The sequence below is a fragment of the Natronorubrum sp. A-ect3 genome (genome assembly GCF_041821125.1).
Classification (GTDB): Archaea; Halobacteriota; Halobacteria; order Halobacteriales; family Natrialbaceae; genus Natronorubrum; species Natronorubrum bangense.
The window spans coordinates 845,931-863,884 of sequence record NZ_JBGUBB010000002.1 but is presented as its reverse complement, the minus strand read 5'-3'; the positions used below and the strand labels follow the sequence as shown (position 1 = coordinate 863,884).

The 17,954-nt window shown below is 61.6% G+C and carries 20 protein-coding genes and 1 tRNA gene; 9 read left to right on the top strand and 12 right to left on the bottom strand.

Annotated features, from left to right (window positions below):
- Window positions 1-25: 25 nt before the first annotated feature.
- Window positions 26-1,069, top strand: a complete 1,044-nt coding sequence (gene citE / locus ACERJA_RS10970) for an L-malyl-CoA/beta-methylmalyl-CoA lyase (protein ID WP_006064515.1) — start codon at window positions 26-28, stop codon at window positions 1,067-1,069.
- Window positions 1,070-1,454: 385 nt separating this feature from the next.
- Here citE and ACERJA_RS10965 read toward each other — a convergent pair.
- Both ACERJA_RS10965 and ACERJA_RS10960 read right to left on the bottom strand, forming a co-directional pair.
- Window positions 1,455-1,538, bottom strand: a tRNA-Ser gene (locus tag ACERJA_RS10965).
- Window positions 1,539-1,578: 40 nt separating this feature from the next.
- On the bottom strand, window positions 1,579-2,352 hold the full coding sequence (locus ACERJA_RS10960) for a hypothetical protein (protein ID WP_373608222.1): 774 nt from the start codon (window positions 2,350-2,352) through the stop codon (window positions 1,579-1,581).
- 123 nt (window positions 2,353-2,475) lie between these two features.
- Here ACERJA_RS10960 and ACERJA_RS10955 point away from each other — a divergent pair, with 123 nt between their 5' ends.
- Window positions 2,476-2,715: a hypothetical protein gene (locus ACERJA_RS10955; RefSeq protein WP_373608221.1), complete on the top strand. Its 240-nt coding sequence runs from the start codon at window positions 2,476-2,478 to the stop codon at window positions 2,713-2,715.
- Window positions 2,716-2,759: 44 nt separating this feature from the next.
- Here the strand turns inward: ACERJA_RS10955 and ACERJA_RS10950 are convergent, their stop codons facing one another.
- The 5 genes from ACERJA_RS10950 to ACERJA_RS10930 form a co-directional block, all read right to left on the bottom strand.
- Window positions 2,760-3,416: a uracil-DNA glycosylase family protein gene (locus tag ACERJA_RS10950; protein WP_136350876.1), complete on the bottom strand. Its 657-nt coding sequence runs from the start codon at window positions 3,414-3,416 to the stop codon at window positions 2,760-2,762.
- A 124-nt stretch (window positions 3,417-3,540) separates the two neighbouring features.
- Window positions 3,541-3,810, bottom strand: a complete 270-nt coding sequence (locus ACERJA_RS10945; RefSeq protein WP_373608220.1) for a hypothetical protein — start codon at window positions 3,808-3,810, stop codon at window positions 3,541-3,543.
- The gene (locus tag ACERJA_RS10940) at window positions 3,807-4,883 is read right to left on the bottom strand and encodes an Mrp/NBP35 family ATP-binding protein (protein ID WP_373608218.1); all 1,077 of its coding nucleotides are present in this window, start codon (window positions 4,881-4,883) and stop codon (window positions 3,807-3,809) included. Before ACERJA_RS10940 ends, ACERJA_RS10945 begins: the two co-directional genes overlap by 4 nt.
- Before the next feature lie 62 nt (window positions 4,884-4,945).
- On the bottom strand, window positions 4,946-5,266 hold the full coding sequence (locus ACERJA_RS10935; protein WP_373608217.1) for a hypothetical protein: 321 nt from the start codon (window positions 5,264-5,266) through the stop codon (window positions 4,946-4,948).
- Window positions 5,267-5,330: 64 nt separating this feature from the next.
- The gene (locus ACERJA_RS10930; protein ID WP_373608216.1) at window positions 5,331-6,599 is read right to left on the bottom strand and encodes a polysaccharide deacetylase family protein; all 1,269 of its coding nucleotides are present in this window, start codon (window positions 6,597-6,599) and stop codon (window positions 5,331-5,333) included.
- 621 nt (window positions 6,600-7,220) lie between these two features.
- Between ACERJA_RS10930 and ACERJA_RS10925 the strand changes: the two genes are divergently transcribed.
- Together ACERJA_RS10925 and ACERJA_RS10920 are read left to right on the top strand one after the other, a co-directional pair.
- On the top strand, window positions 7,221-8,072 hold the full coding sequence (locus tag ACERJA_RS10925) for a translation initiation factor eIF-2B (RefSeq protein ID WP_373608215.1): 852 nt from the start codon (window positions 7,221-7,223) through the stop codon (window positions 8,070-8,072).
- Window positions 8,073-8,329: 257 nt separating this feature from the next.
- Complete coding sequence (locus ACERJA_RS10920; RefSeq protein ID WP_373608214.1) at window positions 8,330-9,616, top strand: TIGR00341 family protein; 1,287 nt, start codon at window positions 8,330-8,332, stop codon at window positions 9,614-9,616.
- A gap of 17 nt (window positions 9,617-9,633) precedes the next feature.
- Here ACERJA_RS10920 and ACERJA_RS10915 read toward each other — a convergent pair whose 3' ends face one another.
- Entirely contained in the window at window positions 9,634-10,341 is a 708-nt protein-coding gene (locus tag ACERJA_RS10915; RefSeq protein WP_373608213.1) for a ThuA domain-containing protein, read from the bottom strand.
- A 267-nt stretch (window positions 10,342-10,608) separates the two neighbouring features.
- On the opposite strand from ACERJA_RS10915, the gene ACERJA_RS10910 reads away from it, so the two are divergent.
- A complete protein-coding gene (locus ACERJA_RS10910; RefSeq protein ID WP_373608212.1) occupies window positions 10,609-11,739 on the top strand; it encodes a Gfo/Idh/MocA family protein in 1,131 nt (376 codons plus the stop codon).
- Between the two features lie 157 nt (window positions 11,740-11,896).
- Here the strand turns inward: ACERJA_RS10910 and psmB are convergent, their stop codons facing one another.
- A complete protein-coding gene (gene psmB / locus ACERJA_RS10905; RefSeq protein WP_373608211.1) occupies window positions 11,897-12,628 on the bottom strand; it encodes an archaeal proteasome endopeptidase complex subunit beta in 732 nt (243 codons plus the stop codon).
- Window positions 12,629-12,781: 153 nt separating this feature from the next.
- Window positions 12,782-12,961 carry a hypothetical protein gene (locus ACERJA_RS10900; protein WP_373608209.1) on the bottom strand — a complete coding sequence of 60 codons (180 nt, stop codon included), beginning with the start codon at window positions 12,959-12,961 and terminating at the stop codon, window positions 12,782-12,784.
- Between the two features lie 397 nt (window positions 12,962-13,358).
- Here ACERJA_RS10900 and ACERJA_RS10895 point away from each other — a divergent pair, with 397 nt between their 5' ends.
- Both ACERJA_RS10895 and ACERJA_RS10890 read left to right on the top strand, forming a co-directional pair.
- Window positions 13,359-13,712 carry a DUF555 domain-containing protein gene (locus ACERJA_RS10895; RefSeq protein ID WP_006064499.1) on the top strand — a complete coding sequence of 118 codons (354 nt, stop codon included), beginning with the start codon at window positions 13,359-13,361 and terminating at the stop codon, window positions 13,710-13,712.
- A 98-nt stretch (window positions 13,713-13,810) separates the two neighbouring features.
- Window positions 13,811-14,350, top strand: a complete 540-nt coding sequence (locus ACERJA_RS10890) for a CBS domain-containing protein (protein WP_006064498.1) — start codon at window positions 13,811-13,813, stop codon at window positions 14,348-14,350.
- Between the two features lie 186 nt (window positions 14,351-14,536).
- Here the strand turns inward: ACERJA_RS10890 and ACERJA_RS10885 are convergent, their stop codons facing one another.
- Both ACERJA_RS10885 and ACERJA_RS10880 read right to left on the bottom strand, forming a co-directional pair.
- Window positions 14,537-15,535 (bottom strand): transcription initiation factor IIB family protein, encoded by a 999-nt coding sequence (locus ACERJA_RS10885; protein WP_373608208.1) that lies wholly within the window; start codon window positions 15,533-15,535, stop codon window positions 14,537-14,539.
- Window positions 15,536-15,855: 320 nt separating this feature from the next.
- The gene (locus tag ACERJA_RS10880) at window positions 15,856-16,830 is read right to left on the bottom strand and encodes an aldo/keto reductase (RefSeq protein ID WP_373608206.1); all 975 of its coding nucleotides are present in this window, start codon (window positions 16,828-16,830) and stop codon (window positions 15,856-15,858) included.
- Between the two features lie 130 nt (window positions 16,831-16,960).
- Here ACERJA_RS10880 and ACERJA_RS10875 point away from each other — a divergent pair, with 130 nt between their 5' ends.
- Both ACERJA_RS10875 and ACERJA_RS10870 read left to right on the top strand, forming a co-directional pair.
- Complete coding sequence (locus tag ACERJA_RS10875) at window positions 16,961-17,374, top strand: SRPBCC family protein (RefSeq protein WP_373608204.1); 414 nt, start codon at window positions 16,961-16,963, stop codon at window positions 17,372-17,374.
- Between the two features lie 95 nt (window positions 17,375-17,469).
- Window positions 17,470-17,817 (top strand): winged helix-turn-helix transcriptional regulator, encoded by a 348-nt coding sequence (locus ACERJA_RS10870; RefSeq protein WP_373608203.1) that lies wholly within the window; start codon window positions 17,470-17,472, stop codon window positions 17,815-17,817.
- The last annotated feature ends 137 nt before the right edge of the window (window positions 17,818-17,954 follow it).

Sequence of the window (17,954 nt, the reverse complement as noted above, 5' to 3'; positions counted from 1 at the left end):
CGCAGACAACTACGAACTCACAGACATGACTGACGACATCCGACTCTGCCGAACGTTCCAGACTGCACCGGCCGCCGTTCCAAAAGACGACTCGGCGAAATACCTCCGCTCGGGCCTCGAAGCTGAGGGGTTCCAGGCTCCCGACTGGCTCGTCCCCGACATGGAAGACGGCACCGCGCCGAATATGAAAGACGAAGGGCTCGAGAACACGATCGAGCTCGTTCCCGAGTACGACTTCCCCGGCGAGATCTGGCCCCGCGTCGAGTGGAGCTACGAGGACGCCTCCTTCCGTGACCGCGGTCGCGAACAGATCGATCAGCTCGTCGGCGAGATTGGCGACGAGCTCGACGGCGTCGTCGTCCCCAAGGTCGGCCGCGTCGAGGACGTCAAACGAGCCGCTGAAGTCGTCGCGGAAGCCGAGGCCGAACACGGCTACGCCGACGGCTCGATCAAGCTCTCGATCATCATCGAAACCGGCCGCGCTCGCTCGGATCTGCGCGAGATTGCCAAGTTCGGCGAGGAGTCCCGGCTCACCGCGCTCGTCTTCGGTCCCGTCGACTACGCCGCCGAACTCGGCGCTCGAGACCTCGGCGACGGTCGGCCACGCTGGGACGGCCTGCTCGAGGCGCTCTCGAACGAAGCCAGCGCTGGCGGCCTCCTCTCGATCGGCGGCCCGTTCGACGACCTGTTCAAAGAGCGCGCTGGTCTGACCTACTACAACGCCGACGCCTACGCCGACCAGGTCGAACACGAAGCCCACCTCGGCCTCGACGGCTCGTGGTCGCTGTATCCGAAACAGACGATTCAGGCCAACACCGTCCACATGCCCACGCCCGAGGAACTCGAGCGTGACGTGAGCAAGATCGAGCGCTTCAACGAAGCCAAAGCTGAGGGGACTGGCGCAGTGACCCTCGACGGCCAGATGGTCGACGAAGCCACGTTCAAGGTCTTCCGCAACACGATCTTGCAGGTCCGAGCGATCGACGACACCCGACCCGAGCAGACTGAAGAGTACTACGACGCGGACTTACTCGAACGCGCTCGCACCCTCGAACTCTCCTACCAGTAACCGCGGTCCGACGGCTTGCTTCTCGAGTCGTCTTTTTGTGCTGTCTGAAATCCTACTACGCGACTGAAGCCACCAGTCGCCGGGGCGGCGTCAATTCGGCGAATGTGACGTGGCACGCTACACTGGAAGACAACGCCGACCTGAAACTGCTGTGTGATGGTACTGAAGAGAACAATGATGTCGTTGTAGACTTAGAACTGGAGAGAACGGACGACTAATCAAACCCATAGCATCACAATTATTCACGACAAAAACGGAGGGGATGGGATTTGAACCACGTGAAGACGTTCCGGGTCGCTCACTTCGTTCGCTTCCCGGGCTGCGACTTCCCTCATTCAAATCCCACTGCCGGTGCTGTCGCTCACGGATTTGTTCGCGACAGCAACGGTGGGGATGGGATTTGAACCCATGAGGCTTGTCAGCCAGTTGCTCTCAAGGCAACCGCGTTAGGCCGCTCTGCCACCCCACCTCACTGCTTACTTTTCCGTCCGGTCAAAAAGGGTTGTCGGTTACGATCGCTCGAGTGCACCATCCTCCCCAACCGTCAGCCCGAGGTCGTCAACGACAGCTGCCGTTGCCTCAGCGCCCGGTGTGCCGGCGATTCGGCGTGCCTCGAGGAGCCCAAGCGTTGATCGCAGGCCAGCCGGCGTTGCGATGGTTGGGAGCATCGGGGCAAAACCGACTCCGAGTCCAGCTTCGTCTGTGCGGGTTGCCAGCGTCGCCAGTTCGGGTGCCGTGTAGGCGTCAGTGAAGTCGATCGGCTCGCTAAACGCTGCAAGGTACGTCTGCCCGCCCGAAGATGGGCCGAGGACGACGTCGTGGCGTCGGATCGACATCGCCGCGCCGTCGATCTGGGTTCGACCGATCAGCGCAGCCGTCGGCTCGAGGACGCCGACGCTACTCGCGTCTTCGCGTTCGAGTAAGTGGGTGACGGTGTTGCCGATTCGAGCGCTGCGACTCGAGCCGACCTGTTTCTCGAATCGAACACGCTCGTCGCTGTGTGGGCCGTCGTTGGACTCCGTCTCGAGAGCACCAAGCGCGTCGGTAACGAGCGCACGAACCTCGGCTTCTGGGTCGCCGCCGGCGAACTCGTCGGGGAGGGTCGTCTCATCACGGTAGTTGACGAGCAACTCGCCGCCGCTGGCATCGACGGCTCGACAGACGTCGATGACGGCGGCCTCGTAGAGCGTGACCGCTTCGGCAGCGGTGAGAGGCGTTTGCTCGGTGAGCGACGACAACGCGAGTCCGTCTCGAGGTGGGTCGACCGGAACGACGACGATCATGTGCTGTGTTCGGGCTGCGTGACTCTTGAACGCGGCGCTTCTGGCGGCGCGATAGCGCCACCGGAATGTTCGACCAGCCGCCTCGCCGGACGAATTATACTACTGCGGTGTCTGCAGTCGATTATGGAGGACCACACAGTATCACGAACAGTACCCGGCTCGGTCGGGCTCCTCGGAGCACTGGTCGTCGCCGGGCTAGCAGTGCTTGGCGGCTGGGGCTTCGTCGACGGTGTCGTACTCGAGTCAACCAGCGCGTATCTTGCACCAACGGTCGCCGTGTTGGCGGTCACCGTCGTTGTCGTCGGCGCGTTGATCGCTCTCGGTGCCCGATCAAAACAGTGGCGCGAGGGGCCGTACTGGTAACCGGCCACCGCTTTTTGCGACCGTTCGTCACGGTTCGTCCGTTCCTATCGACTCCGCTGTCCTTTCGTCTGGCGATAATCCGACGCCATCAGTTCGACGAACGCCTCGAGCCACGCCTGCGTTTGCTCGGCAGACTGCTCATGTGGCTCGATCATCGGCACGAGCTCGAAGCCGCGGCCACGGATTCGCCGCCCGTGGTCGTCCGGCAACGCGAGTTCGTCGGTGGGTGTCGTCGTATACTCGTCACCGAGTCCCTGCAACGCTCGTTCCCCGACAGGGATGAGAATGTGTGGATTGATCGACCGAATTTCGGCGTTGAGGAACGGCTCGCAGTTGCCGACTTCCCCGTCAGTCGGCGTTCGGTCGGAGTCGCGACAGCGGGTGAGGTGTGTCAGATAGGCGTTCTCGAGGATGGGCTGGTCGATCGGCGAGGTCGAATCACAGAGGCCGAGTCGCTCGAGGAGTCGTCGAAGAGTTGTTCCCGTGTCGTCGGCTGTCGCCTCGCTGCCAGGGAGAGCTGCAAACGGAACGCCGACGTCGTCTGCGCTTTCAGTCGGTCGCTCGCCGACGAACAGGAAGTCCGCACCGACGTCGCCGTAGCCGTGGACGACTTGCGTCCGTGTCTCACAGAGTGCCGGACAGTTCCGACACGACTCGTCCATGCCGTAGGGGTTTGCTCGAGTTCGCTGATTTGCGTCCACATTCGAGTGTAGCAGCGCGCTCGCAAAAATGACGCGGCTGAGGCAGCCGCCCCGTTCGTGTGGCGGGGACTGAGACGCCCATGAGCGTCGTCCACCTGGGGAAACTGACGGCCAACTGGCGGAATCAGCGATCGAGGCCGCCGCGTTCGGTGACCTCGAGGATGAATTTGACATTTCGGACGATCTCTTCGGGCGTGGTCTCCTCGTCGGGGTCGTAGAGATCGCTGGTTCGATAGAGGATGTTTGCGAGCTGTTTGCTCTCACTGGTGTCGCCACGGATGTCGTCGGCGACGGCACGCAACTGCGCGACCCGTTCGGAATCGGCGTCCAACGGTGGGCTGGAGTCTGATTCTTTTGCCCCGTCAGCAGCGTCGCTGTTGCCGTCCGTGGTCATCGATCGCTCGAGACGGCTTCGTTGCGTCTCGTCTGAGAGACGTTGCGTCGGTGGACGATCCCGGTGTTGTTCGCGACGTTTTGGGTGATCGTCCGGAAGGCGTCGGCAGTATCGTTGTCGTCTCGTAAGACAGTCGGCTCGCCGCCATCGCCACCCTCGCGGACGACGGGGTCGAGCGGAATCGAGCCGAGAAACGGCATCTCGTGTTCGTCGGCGAACCGCTCGCCGCCACCGGCATCGAAAATATCGTGCTCGCCGCCACAGTCGGGACAGGCAAACGTCGACATGTTCTCCGCGATACCGAGAACGATGGTGTCGTGTTCGGCGAACATCTCGAGACCCTTTCGCGCGTCGTCCAGGGCGACGTCTTGGGGCGTCGTGACGATCACAGCGCCCGTGACGGGCATCGTCTGGAGCATCGTCAGCTGGGTGTCGCCCGTGCCCGGCGGGAGGTCGACGATGAGATAGTCGAGATGGCCCCACTCGACGTCCTCGGTGAGCTGCGTGATGACCTTGTGGACCATCGGCCCACGCCAGATGACGGGGTCGTCTTTTCCGGTCAGGAAGGCCATGCTCATCAGCTTCACGCCGTACTTTTCGGGGGGCACGAGCGTTTCGTCTTCGGTCGCCATCGGCGGTTCGTCGGCATCGACCATTCGCGGCACGTTCGGCCCGTAGACGTCGGCGTCGAACAGGCCGACGCGGGCCCCCAGCTGTGAGAGACCGGCAGCGAGGTTGACCGCAACAGTCGATTTGCCCACCCCTCCTTTCCCGGAGGAGACGGCGATGACGTTCTTGACGTTCGGGAGGACTTGCTCCTCGCTGTCGAAGTCGTCTCGGTCTGGAATACTGGCCGAGAGGTCGGGCTCGAGGCCGTCCTCGACGAGCAGTTCACGGATCTCACTGGCGATCGAACTCTCTGTCGGCGAGTACGGCGCACCGAGTGCGAGATCGATGTCGACCTGCTCGCCGTCGACGGTGATGTCGTTGACCAGTCCGAGCGACACGATATCGTCGCCGAGTTCCGGATCGTCGACCGTCCGGAGGCGGTCGCGAACGGCGGCTTCGTCCATGTCCGGAGGTAGGCCCCGCTGTCGAAAAGGGTTGTGTTCGCGGGAGATCGTGCTCGAAACCGTTACCGGTTAAAATCGAAGCGCGGGCCGCCGTAGGTCGCCGGGTCCGGCTCGAGTTCGACGCCCTGCTCGAAGCGGACGAAGTTGAGGTAAAACGGGCGGCCACAGCCCTCGATGGGGGTGCCCTCGCGGTCGGTGACGTCGTCGTCGCCACAGACGAAGGCGATACCATCAGCTGACTCGCGCTCGTCGTCGTCAGGTGTCGCATACTCCCAGCCCGGCTGGGTGAGTTTCGTGACCGACCGATCGGCGAGATCTGGCGGTCGCTCGAGGGTCACGACAGCGTCACAGTGGGGGCAGGTGTATCGGACGGAAACGGTCATCACCGACCCTAGGTGCCTCGAGACCGTATATCGTTCGCCGGGGTGGCGCGAGGCTCTCGGCGCGTTACTCGGAGTAGACGTAGTTGTCGGCCATCTCCGCGGGCGTGATCACCTCTAGGTCACCCGCTTCCTCGAGTTCGCTCAGGTAGGACACAGTCTCTTCGAGTGCGGTGAGCACACTCTCATCGTCGATCTGATAGAACGCGATGCTCGTGATTCCACCCCACTCGGCAGTCCAGTCAAGCAGTTCCGTTGCCTCGCCAGGGTCGGGGCTGGTGGCCAGTGAACAGAGATGCGGATTCCCCGCATACCCCTGCGCAGGGGCATTTCCGGCGAACGCGAGGTCGTAGTTCTCCTGGACGAGCTCGTACGGTTGTTCGGTGTACGTCGAGCCGGGGAACGCAAAGAATCGAGCGCCGTCGTCGTACCCCTCGTCTTCGAGCCAGTCGATCGGATCGGTGATGTTCGACTCGAGGTCGTCGCCGTACGATTCGGTGTCGCCGAGCTGGGACCCACTGGCCGACTGGCTGCCAATCGTCCAGCCAGCGTCGGCGAGTTCGCCAACCTGATCACGGGTGAGTCGGTCTCCCTCGACGGCGACGTCGGCACGGATTCGGTCTGTCGGGACGAACGTCGTCCCCGTAAGATCGTACTCCTCGAGGAGCGGCAGCGCCTCCGTGTAGTGTGTTTCGTACCCGCCGTGGAACTGGAGCATGACTTTCCCCGAGTCGGTGTCGGGGACGAAATGGAAGTCATCGATCCACAGCTCCCCGTCGCTGTCATCACCGAACCAGCAGATGACCTGCAACACGATGACCTCGCTCAGGTCGGGATCGCCCCGAATGCGAGTAACACCGAAGTTCTTCCGAGCCAGTGGCATATCGCCGAGCACCTGCTGGCTGTACTCGATGTAGTCGCCGTCTTCGTCCTGAAGCTGGATTCGCACGATACTCCGATCTTCGGCAGTCATGGCGATTCCAGGAACGACGTCCGAGACGTCGATCGGCTCGTCGAGGCTTCGGCGAACACGGACCTGACCTTCCTCATCGGGCTCGAGGTGTGCCGACTGTGAGCCACTGTAGGAGCGGTCAGTATCGGCTTCGATCGAGCCAATGTCCTGGAACGCTTCCCACTCGCTGAGGTCTTCGAAGTCGTCGAACGTGCCAGTCAGTCCGGAGGTTTCGCTGTCGGTGTCGTCACCGTTCGATTCGTGATCGTCGTCGTTGGCCTCGCCTGGGTCGTCTTCGGCATCTGCTTCGTCTGTGCTGCCGAGTTCTGTGCAGCCAGCGAGGGCAACCAACAATCCTGATGCAAGATAGCTTCGTCGGTCCATCGGTACGTCACAGTTTGAACCCACACTGACGATTTGTTATATGTGGAATAGCACAGCCCGTCGATCGCTCCTGTGACAGTCAATCGAAGTAATCTGACCGAACGGGAACAACGCGTGAACGGGTCCGTCTGCTCGAGGGGGTTGACGACGATGTGTCGAACTAGTTGCCAAGAGACCGTGAGTCTGCCACGGTATCCGTTTGAGCGGATAGTATACTGACCGTACAGGGGTTGTGATTGTAACACACGGATATCGTTGATCTGTACAACGTGATGCTATTCGAACTGATCACTGATCCTACTCCGTACTGGCGACAGTAGAACGGAGCTGGATGCAGACCAGCGTTCGAGAGGCGAGCGCGGAGCAGCGGCTCTTGTCGGGAGACGCGAAACCGGGTGTGGTTCCCGACGAGGCCTCCGGTGTCGTGGCTCGTCTCCGTAAACACGCCCGTTTGTGTGAGACGAACCGTTGTCCGTCAGTGCCGGCGCGACCCCGACCCGTTCTGCAGTCGCGCCGGGACACCGGTACAGCAGTTCGTATGAACCGTTTGCAAGCGATCGTCGACAGTGGTCGCTGACGATACCCGGAACACCTTTTGCGGTCACGGGAATCCATGCAGGTATGATCGACGAGACGGTCGAGGAGATCCAAGAAATGCAGACGCACAGCTCCTCAGTAGTGGCCGTAAACGCGACACGGGCGCTCGAGGATTTGCTCGATCGGGAGTTTGCTACCGTCGAAGAGTACGTTCGAGCGCTCGAGCGCAACGGGACGGTGTTGCGGCGAGCGAACCCCTCGCATGCGTCACTGCAGAACGCAGTGCGAGAGGTCGTCAGCGACGTGAGCGATGCAGACGTAGAGAGCGTCGACGCGGCGAAAGAGCGCACACAAAAGACGATTGACACGGTCATCTCACGGGTCGAATCCGGCAAGCGACTCGCGGCTGAAAACGCCGTCGAACATCTCGAGGACGGCGCGACGCTGTTGACACACGACTACTCCTCGACGGTGCTCGAGGCGATCGAGCAAGCGGTCGAAGATGGCAAGTCCTTCGAGGTCTACGTTACGGAGGCTCGCCCGCGCTACATCGGTCGCAAGACGGCGCGAGCGTTAGCCGAAATCGACGCCGTCGACACCACGCTCATCACCGACAGCGCACACGGCGTCTATCTCGAGGAGTGTGATCGGGTCGTCGTCGGCATGGACTGTATCGTCGACGAAACGCTGTACAACCGTGTCGGCACGTTCCCGATTGCGGCGACGGCGAGCCAACTCGACGTCCCGGTGACCGTCCTCGGATCGGCGTCGAAAATCGTCACCGAAGGATTCGTCTTCGAAAACGAGTACCGGACAGGGAGTGAGGTCATGCCCGAACCAGCCGACGGCTTCGCCGTCGAAAACCCAGCCTACGACGCGACACCGACCTCGCTGCTCGAGGGTGTCATCACGGACGAAGGTCACCACGAGTTCTGATAGCGTCGCGTCTGTGCGTGCTCCGGCGGAGACGCGCTCACTTCTCGCTGCTGGTGACGGCTCGACGAACGATGCGGCCATCGGCACAATCCTGTGGCCGAAAGCACTGACACGGAGTCCTGACACTCTTTTATTGGTGGCGACAGCCTATAGTAGCCACTGCACGTCAGTGCACACCGCATCGCACGACCGCTGTGCGATGCGTGTGTCAATCGGTTCAGTTGTTACTATATGTCCGCATCCGTCGTAGCAGGCGTATGCGTCTCGTACAGGTGTTCGTCCCACAGGACGAACTCGATCTCGTCCTCGAAACGGCAACGGCGATGGGCCTCGATTACGCCGTCACCGAGGAAACGAGTCGCGGGGAGTTCGAGGCGCTTGTCTCGGTTCCCGTGCCGCCAGCCGCTGTCGAGCCGTTTCTCTCGTCGCTTCGAACCGCCGGCCTCGATGAGGATTCGTACACGGTTGTCACGGCTACGGAGACGGTCGTCTCGAACCGAACGGACGAGTTGACCGGCCAGTTCGCCGGGACCAGGATCTCTCGAGCGGAACTGCAGGCACGGGCGGCGGATCTCGCGCCTGCCGCATCGACGTACTTCATTTTGCTCGTGGTGAGCACGGCAATCGCGACGGCCGGGTTGTTGCTCGATTCTGCGGCGACGATCATCGGGGCGATGGTCGTGGCCCCGTTGATGGGGCCGGCACTGGCGGCAAGCGTCGGCGTCGTCGTCGACGACAACGGGCTCGCGACGCGCGGTGTCGGCTTGCAGGTCGCCGGGCTCGTCGTCTCGGTTGCCACGGCGGCGGCGATTGGCTGGACGCTCAGGGGAACGGTGTTGCTCCCGCCCGGGTTCGACATCACGACCGTTCCGCAGATCACCGAACGGATCACGCCGAACGTGCTCGCGCTCTTTCTCGCACTCGGCTCCGGCGTGGCCGGGGTCGTCAGTCTCACCCGCAACGTCGGGTCAGTGCTCGTCGGCGTCGCGATCGCCGTTGCACTCGTCCCGCCCGCGGCCACCGCTGGACTTGGTATCGCCTGGGGGCATCCGATGGTAGTCGTCACCGCGGGCACGCTCGCTCTCGTGAACCTCCTGTCGATCAACCTCACCGCACTGATCCTGTTGTGGGTTTCGGGCTACCGTCCGGACCGATCTGATCGTATCCAGCGTGCCTACGGACAGCTGCGCTCGCGGATCGTCGTGCTCCTCGTCGCGATTGCGCTGCTGTCAGTCGTTCTCGGCGGTGTCACGTACGGCACCTACCAGACTGCCGCCGTCGAACACGACGTCAAGACCGAACTCGAGGCGATGAGCGACGACCCTGCGTTCGACGACCTGCAGTTCCGAGAGAGCGACGTCGCCTACGAACTCGTAGACGTCTACACCGGCGAGCAGCCGTCGGTCACCGTCCTCGTCGAGCGGCCACCGGGCGAACGGGAACCGTCCGGGTTCGCCGACGAGGTGCGCGAGCGACTCGAGGCAGCGGCTGGGGTCGACCTCGAGGTGGTCGTCGAACTGGTCGACACGCAGCGAAGTGGGTAATCACCACATTGCCGTCGTCACTCTCGTTCGCCGAACGTTCGCGGCGAGCCGTCGGTCGGGCTCGCCCAGTCGACGGCGTTAGAAAGCACTCGCTTGACGTTGTCGTCCTCATAAATCGGATACGTCTCGTGGCCCGGCCGGAAATAAAAGATTCGGCCGCTGCCGCGTCTGTAACAACAGCCGCTGCGAAACACCTCCCCGCCTTCGAACCAGCTGACGAACACCAGCCGGTCGGGTTCGGGGACGTCGAACGGCTCGCCGTACATCTCGGTTTGGGGCAACTCGAACGACTCGTCCAGTCCGTCGGCGATCGGATGCCCGGGATCGACGACCCAGAGCCGTTCGGTCGCGCCGTCCTCGCGGTACTGTAAGCTACAGGTGGTTCCCATGAGCCGTTTAAACGGCTTCGAGTAGTGGCCCGAGTGCAAGACGATCAACCCCATCCCCTCGAGCACCCGTTCGTGCACGCGGTCGACGACGGTATCATCGACCTCGTCATGGGCCTCGTGGCCCCACCACAGCAAGACGTCCGTCTCCTCAAGGATGTCCTCGGTGAGGCCGTGGTCGGGTTCCTCGAGCGTCGCCGTACGAACGTGGTGATCGATCTCCTTGTCGTTGGAAAGTCCATCTGCGATTGTTTTGTGAATGCCATCCGGGTAGACTGCCGCGACATCCTCGTCCTCGCGTTCATGACGGAACTCGTTCCAGATCGTGACTGTCGCCATTAGCCCCATTGTCGACGGCTAGCCGCTTAGCCCGGCTGGTAATCAACCGTGAATATCAGTTTAAAATATACAATTACAGCAACTAATGAGTTAAATACATCCACTATGAGTCGTCATGGTGAAAACTCCTGGCCAATAGTGCAGATTAATCAGTCATAACTCTTATTTCGATCGCCGACTCCCTCTCCGTATGGACTGGGATCGCACGCAAACGATAGTTTCTTATGACACATTCGCGGTGGTCAATCAACAATCGGTGATTTCTCGATGAACGCGAACCGGGCCGGAATCGGTGTCGGGATCGTCGGCCTTGGAGGGATGGGGCATCTCCATGCACGCAGCATCACGGATCTCGGCGCGACCGTCGTCGCCGGTGCCGACCTCGTCGAAGAGCAACGCCAGCGCTTTGCCGACGAGTTCGGTGCGACGGCCTATGAAACACACGAGGGACTCGTCGCCGACGACGATGTCGATGCCGTCATCGTCACGACGCCAAACCGATTTCACGAACCGATCACCGTCGATGCACTCGAGGCTGGCTGTGACGTCCTCGTCGAGAAACCCCTCGCTCACTCCCTAGAGAGTGCCGAACGAATCGTGCAGACGGCAGCCAGCGCGGACGGCATCTGTATGGTCGGCTTTCATAATCGTCACGCTGCGTCGATGGCGATGTTTGACGAACACCACGCCCGCGGACGGTTCGGCACGCTCACCCACGTCGAAGCAAACTACGTCCGACGACGTGGAGTCCCCGGCCCCGGCTCGTGGTTTACCGACCCCGAACTCGCTGGCGGTGGCGCACTGCTCGACATCGGTGTCCACGCACTCGATCTCGCCCTCTACGCGCTCGATTTCCCAGAGATCACGGAGGTTTCCGGCACCACCAGAACGACGTTCGGACGCGACGAGGGGTACGCCGACCCTGACGGATTCGGCGACAACTGGGACGCGGAAGCCGAGACCTACGAGGTCGACGACTCCGTCAGCGCCTTCATCCGCACCGCCGATGGCCAGACGATCTCACTCGAGGCCGCGTGGGCGACCAACCGCGAAGAGAGCATGGACTTTCGGATCCGCGGCACCGAGGGTGGCGCCCAGTTCGACATCGGCGATACGAACCTCGAGATCTTAGAGACGGGGACGGCTGGCTGTGACCACTACGCTGACGTCACGCTCACCGGCGACTCGTCACTGACCGGCTACACGGCACAGGACGAGCAGTTCCTCGAGGCTGTCGCCACGGGTGACACTCCTGAGACGAACACCGTCGAAGAGGCACTGACAGTCCAGCGTGTGATCGATGCCATCTACCGCTCGGGCGAGACGGGACAGGCAGTTCAACTCGAGCAGGCCAACGTTTCCGAGGCACAACTCGAGCAAGCAACACAGTTGGACTGAGCGTAACGACTCACGTGGTCGCGTCTGACGGCTGTTTTTGGGCCGCTTTACCAGTCATCTGTTTTCGCTCTCCTGACACCGAGAAGAGAGACTCTCGTGATGGAGCGCAGACGCTGGGCTGGTACAGGAACGCAAAAATCGATCGGTTGGAGCCGAGTTACAGCACTTCGTCGAAGTCGTGGTGACCGTGGATGTCGACGCCTTCGTCGGTAATCTCACAGAGGAAAACACCGTTCCCGGAGCCGGTGTCACGCTCGACGGCGGATTTGATGCCGCGGGCGGCGACCGTTTTTGCCTCCTCGTTGGACATGTCGTCTTCGTAGGCCTGCTCTAAGTGACCGTAGGCGAGTTGCATCCCGGAACCGGTGACGGTGTAGTCGTCTTCCATGACGCCGCCAGCGGGGTCGATGCTGTAGACGTGGCTGCCCTCGTCGTCGACGCCGCCCAGAATCGGGTGGATAGCGAAGAACGGGCCACCGCGGGCGAAGTTGCCTGCAAGCGTCGCCAGCGCGTCGATACTCATGCCTTCTCCGCGGCGGGCCTCATAGAGGTTGACCTCGGCACGGAGACTCGAGATGAACGACTGGGCGCCACCGACGCTGCCGACGAGCGTGAGCGCAGCGGTCGGGTGGATCTGTTCGACCTTCTGGACGTTCTTGTTCGAGACGAAGCGGCCGCCGAGGCTGGCGCGCATGTCCGTCGCGATGACGACGCCGTCGGCGGTCGAAATGCCGATCGTCGTCGTGCCGGTCTTGTTCACGTTGTCCAGATCAGCACGCGAGAGATCGTTTTTCGGCATCGAACCGATTTCGGGCTCGTAGGGGTTCGGGTCGTCGGCCAACTGGTCGACGGTGCGGGAAAAATCCGAGTTATGTTGAGGTGCTCGCATTGACCGAACGTTACGACCGGCACGGTATAAAACACCGGCGGTCACCACGGGGGTTTCCGGTTTTCTTCGGCGGCCAGATCGGCAGCCCGCTCGCTCTCGGCGTCAATCGACGAGAAAAATCGCGGCGTCGTTCCGACCTGTGTCCCGGCGTGATTACTCCATCTGTTCGCTGTTTGCTTCGTAGGCTTCCTCGATGGTTGCGAGGATGCGGTGGATCGGCAGGGTAACTCCAGCTTGGCGGGCGGCGATTGCGAGTGGCATTGCGGCGATACCGATCACAATGCACAGCTGGTACAGTGCGAACAGGGTCGCGTGGTACACGCGGGATATCATCGACGTTCACTGTGGCCCAGTCGAGGGGTATATATAAACATTACTGACTCGCGCAGAGCATACCGATCAATGCTGCTGAATCGGGTCGACGCAGTCATGCGATTAAGATCTACTTTCAGTTTCGGAAACTCGAGGCGGACTCGAGTCAAGATCCGACTAAGCAGGTGACAATCGACTCGCACAATTCTCATAACGTATGAGCATTATCCGGCTCACGTGCGCACCGCGAGCGCGTCGAACGCGACTGGCACAGTGTGCTCGTTCACGTCAGTGTCGGCTTTCAGCGTCGGCTGTCGATGGACTCGATACACGACAGTAACGGCATCGCTATCATGGGGTGGAATCGCTGCTCGAGACGAATCGCAAGACAGGTGGTCCCCCGGGCCGACGACGACATATGACCAATTACATCGTCGCGATGGAAGCGGCATGGCTGGTTCGTGACGTCGAGCAGATCGACGACGCGATCGGCGTCGCCGTCAGCGAAGCCGGGAAACGACTCAACAGCGAAGATATGGACTACGTCGAAGTCGAGGTCGGTGCAACAGGCTGTCCGGCCTGTGGCGAGCCGTTCGACTCGGCGTTTATTGCGGCCGACACCGCACTCGTCGGACTTGGCCTCGAGATGGAGGTCTTCAACGCCGACGGCGAGGAACACGCCTCCCGGATCGCAAAGAGCGAAGTCGGCGGCGCACTGCGGGACGTTCCGCTGTCGGTCGTCGAGGTTATCGAAGTTCCCGACGAAGACTGAGTGGTTCCATCGCAGGCACGCACGCCCGCGTGTCGCGGACGGCAGCGAATTTGGGTCTGACCCAAAGGATTTTCTATAACCCGCAGTTATCCAACCGTATGGAACTCCCGACGTCCGCGGATCTCCGCCAGCGCCGAACCGAACTCGGGCTCACCCAGAGTGAACTTGCGGACAAAGCCGACGTCTCACAGCCGTTGATCGCCCGGATCGAAGGCGGAGACGTCGACCCACGACTCTCGACGCTTCGTCGAATCGTCAACGCACTCGAGAAAGCCGAGAGCGACGTCGTCCGCGCTGACGACCTGATGAACGAAGCCGTCGTCAACGTCTCGCCCGACGACCCCGTCAAGGAAGCCGCCCGAAAGATGGAAGAGGAAGCCTACTCGCAGCTGGCCGTGATTCAGGATGGGATCCCCGTCGGCTCGATCAGCCAGAGCGACCTCGTCCATCTCGACTCCGAAGTGCGAGACGAGTCCATCGAAGAACACATGAGCGAAAGCTTTCCAACGGTCTCGAAAGACGCGACCCTGGACGAGATCAGTAACCTGCTCGAGCACTACAAGGCCGTGATGATCACTGAAGCCGGCGAAACAGTCGGTATCATCACCGAAGCGGATATTGCCTCTCGGTTTTCCTGATCACCACGAGCGCGAACACTGCGAACTACACCGTGAGCGGTCTCGAGGGCCGTCTCGCCCACGCCGACTCGCTCGTCACGGTGTGCTGTTCGGGGTGGCAAACCGCCTCAGCTTTTGTGGACCCAGTCGGTGCTTGTGGACCGACAGCCCATGATCTGCGAGCGACACGTTTGGTCTGCTGTCACATCAGTCCGCAGCAGTGGAGTCGGACGTTGTGATCTCGTGTTCGAGCAGTTCCTGGTAGCGGTTCCGGATCGTCACCTTGCTGACGTCGATCGCATCCGAGACGTCGTCTTGTGTGAGCGTTTCCCCTGTCAGTCGGCTCCCCGCATAGATCGCAGCAGCGGCGAGACCAACGGGATGTTTCCCACTGTGGAGCCCTGCCTCCATTCCGCCTTCGAGGAGGTCATGGGCGCGCCGTTCCGTCTCAGCTGTGATCTCGAGTGCCGACGCGTACCGCGGGAGATACTCGAGCGGGTCCGGCGGTGCCATTGGGAGTTCGAGTTCTCTGACGAGATATCGGTACGCGCGGGCTGCCTCGAGGTAGTCGATCCGGCTGACGGTTGCGAGTTCATCGATCGACCGCGGGACGCCTGTCTGTCGAACGGCAGCGTTGAGCGCGGCTGTCGCCATCCCTTCGATCGATCGGCCGGGTAACAGGTCTTCCTCGAGTGCGCGGCGATAGATGACACTCGCGGTTTCTAAGGTGGCGTCCGGGATCCCGAGTGCTGAGCCCATCCGGTCGATCTCACCGAGGGCGTGTTTCAGGTTCCGTTCGGTGGCATCACGCGTTCGGAACCGTTCGTCCCAGGTTCGGAGCCGTTGAAACTGCTGTCGCTTTCGGGCTGAGAGGGTGCTCCCGTAGCCGTCTTTGTTTTTCCAGTCGATCGTCGTCGACAGACCGCGATCGTGCAGCATGTTCGTCGTCGGCGCACCAACCCGGGACTTTTCGTTCTTCTCAGTGGCGTTGAACGCCCGCCACTCCGGGCCGTGGTCGATGCGGTCCTCGTCGACGACGAGCCCACAGTCCTCACAGTGTGTCTGATCGTTCCGAACGATCAGCCGGCCGTCGCACTCGGGGCAGGTCGTGGTTGTCTCGGTAGACTGGTCAGTTCGCTCGCTCGTGGACTGCGCTTTCGTTCCCTCTGCGGTCGACGATGTCGAATCGAATTTCGTGTGTGGCATTATGCTGGGGTGGCTTCGCTGACCGGACGCCCGACGTCTCGGTTGCATGGACGGCGGCCCGGTCGTCGCTGGTCGACCTGTTGTAACGAACTCTAATTACTCTTTCCCAATATGATTGACTCGTGTAACCATAATCAGTTTACAAATGACAAATATCACATTGGAAAACCCGAAGCAGTGTCGTCACTCGAGCACGCGTTTCGGGTTTCCGTTTTCAATGGAGATCCAGTCCTCGAGAAGCGGGCCAGTCATACGGTGTGCTGTCCCGAGCACCAGCAGCAGGGTCGGTGATCGGTGGTCACTGCCGACAGCAGTCCGTCTCAGTCGTGGCCAGAAACCGCCACCGGCTCGTAGGGCTCCTCGAGGTAGGCGATCTCCGACGACGACAGCGAGAGTTCGAGGGCGGCGACGGCCTGCTCGAGATGTTCGATGCTCGTCGTGCCGATGATGGGTGCGTCGACCCACTCTTTGTGCAACAGCCACGCAAGCGAGATCTGGGCCATCGTTACGCCCTTATCAGCGGCGATTTCGGCGACACGTTCGTTGATCTCTTGGCCGCCGCCATCGCGGTACGGATGGTCGTACATGTGTTCTTCCGTTTCGCCGCGTTTTGTCGCGTCGATCTTCGCGTGCGGTCGGGTGAGATAGCCACGCGCCAGCGGCGACCACGGCATGACGCCGATGTCTTCGTTTTCACAGAGCGGTAACATCTCGCGTTCTTCTTCCCGATAGACGAGGTTGTAGTGGTTTTGCATCGTGACGAATCGCTCGAGTCCCAGCCGGTCGCTCGTGTAAAGTGAGTCGGCGAACTGGTGGGCCCACATCGACGAGGCACCGATGTAGCGAACGTGGCCCCGCCGAACAGCGTCGTCGAGCGCCCGAAGCGTTGTCTCGATCGGCGTGTCGTCGTCCCAGCGATGGATCTGGTAGAGATCGATGGTATCCATCCCTAACCGATCGCGGCTGGCGTCGAGTTCCTGTTCGATCGCCTTTCGGGAGAGTCCGCCCGAGTTTGGGTCGTCCTCGCGCATCTGAAAGTAGCCTTTCGTCGCGACGACCGACTGCTCGCGGTAGCCCTCGAGTGCCTCGCCGAGAATCCGCTCGGACTCGCCTTTCGAGTACATATTCGCCGTATCGAAGAAGTTGATTCCGAGATCGATCGCCCGCTCGATGATGGCTTTGCTCTCCTCGTCTTCTAACACCCACCCGCGCCAGTCACTCGAGCCAAAGCTCATACAGCCCAGACAGAGCCGGCTGACTTCCATCCCGGTCGAACCGAGTGTCGTATACTCCATACCGGACGGATGCGCGCCGGTCAAAAAACAGTATGCGTCGTGGACGCGTCGACGAGCGGGCCGCCAGACGAGACAGTATCCGTGGCGGTGCAAACCTCCATGTCTGCGGCCGACGTACCAGTCGGTACACATGACTCGCCTCCAGACCGCACACACGCGGGACGGTCGCCGTCTCGAGGCTTCACACGTGCTTTCTGTCCCCGCAGCTGACGCCTGGGAGCTCCTCGTCGACACCGCTCGATGGCCAGACTGGGCACCGCTCGTGACTGGCGTCGAGGCGACTGAGCGTCGGATACAACTCGGGACGACTGGTCACGTGCTGGTGTCCGGCGTGTGGGTCCCATTTCGGATCTCCGACTACTCGGACTCGGATCGCCGATGGAGTTGGTGTCTCGCTGGTGTTCCTGCTGCGACCCACCGAGTCGACGCACTCACTGCGGATCGGTGTCGGGTCGTCTTCGAACTCCCGGTGCACGCTGTCGGCTCCGCGCCGATCTCGCTTCGGGCACTCGAGAGACTCGAGTCAGTCCTCGACGCCGACTGAACGCGCCGTTCAGTGTGTCCTGCTAACGCCATGTTAGCTGGTTCGGACCCGAACCACTAAAGACGGCCACGACGTAGTCACGATAGAACGTCTCAATGTCCTCTCCACAAACTGAATCCCGAGACGAGAACGCCGCCTGTCCCGTCATCGAATCGCTCGAGCAGATCGGTTCACAGTGGCGACTGGCCGTCCTCCACGAACTGCTGGCTGGCGAGCAGCGATTTAACGAACTCAAGCGCTCGACTGGGGCAAACGCGCGCACGCTTTCGCGCGTGCTCGACGATCTCGGGGAGATGGGCTTTGTCGAACGTCGCATCGAGGAAGACGCCCCGATCGCCACCTACTACAGCCTGACCGCGAAAGGAGAGTCCTTAGAGCCGGTTTTCGATGAAATCGAGTGCTGGGCTGGCTCGTGGCTCGAGGACGCCGAACTCGAGCACTGAGACGGCGGACTGTCGGTCAGTTCTGGTGCACCCACATGGCGGGTCGCGGGTGTGCCGGAAAACAGTGACCACAGACCGTCTGCGCCGAGCGAACGCGAGTTGCCACCACCGGTTTCGTCGCCAGTCGTTTTCCAGTT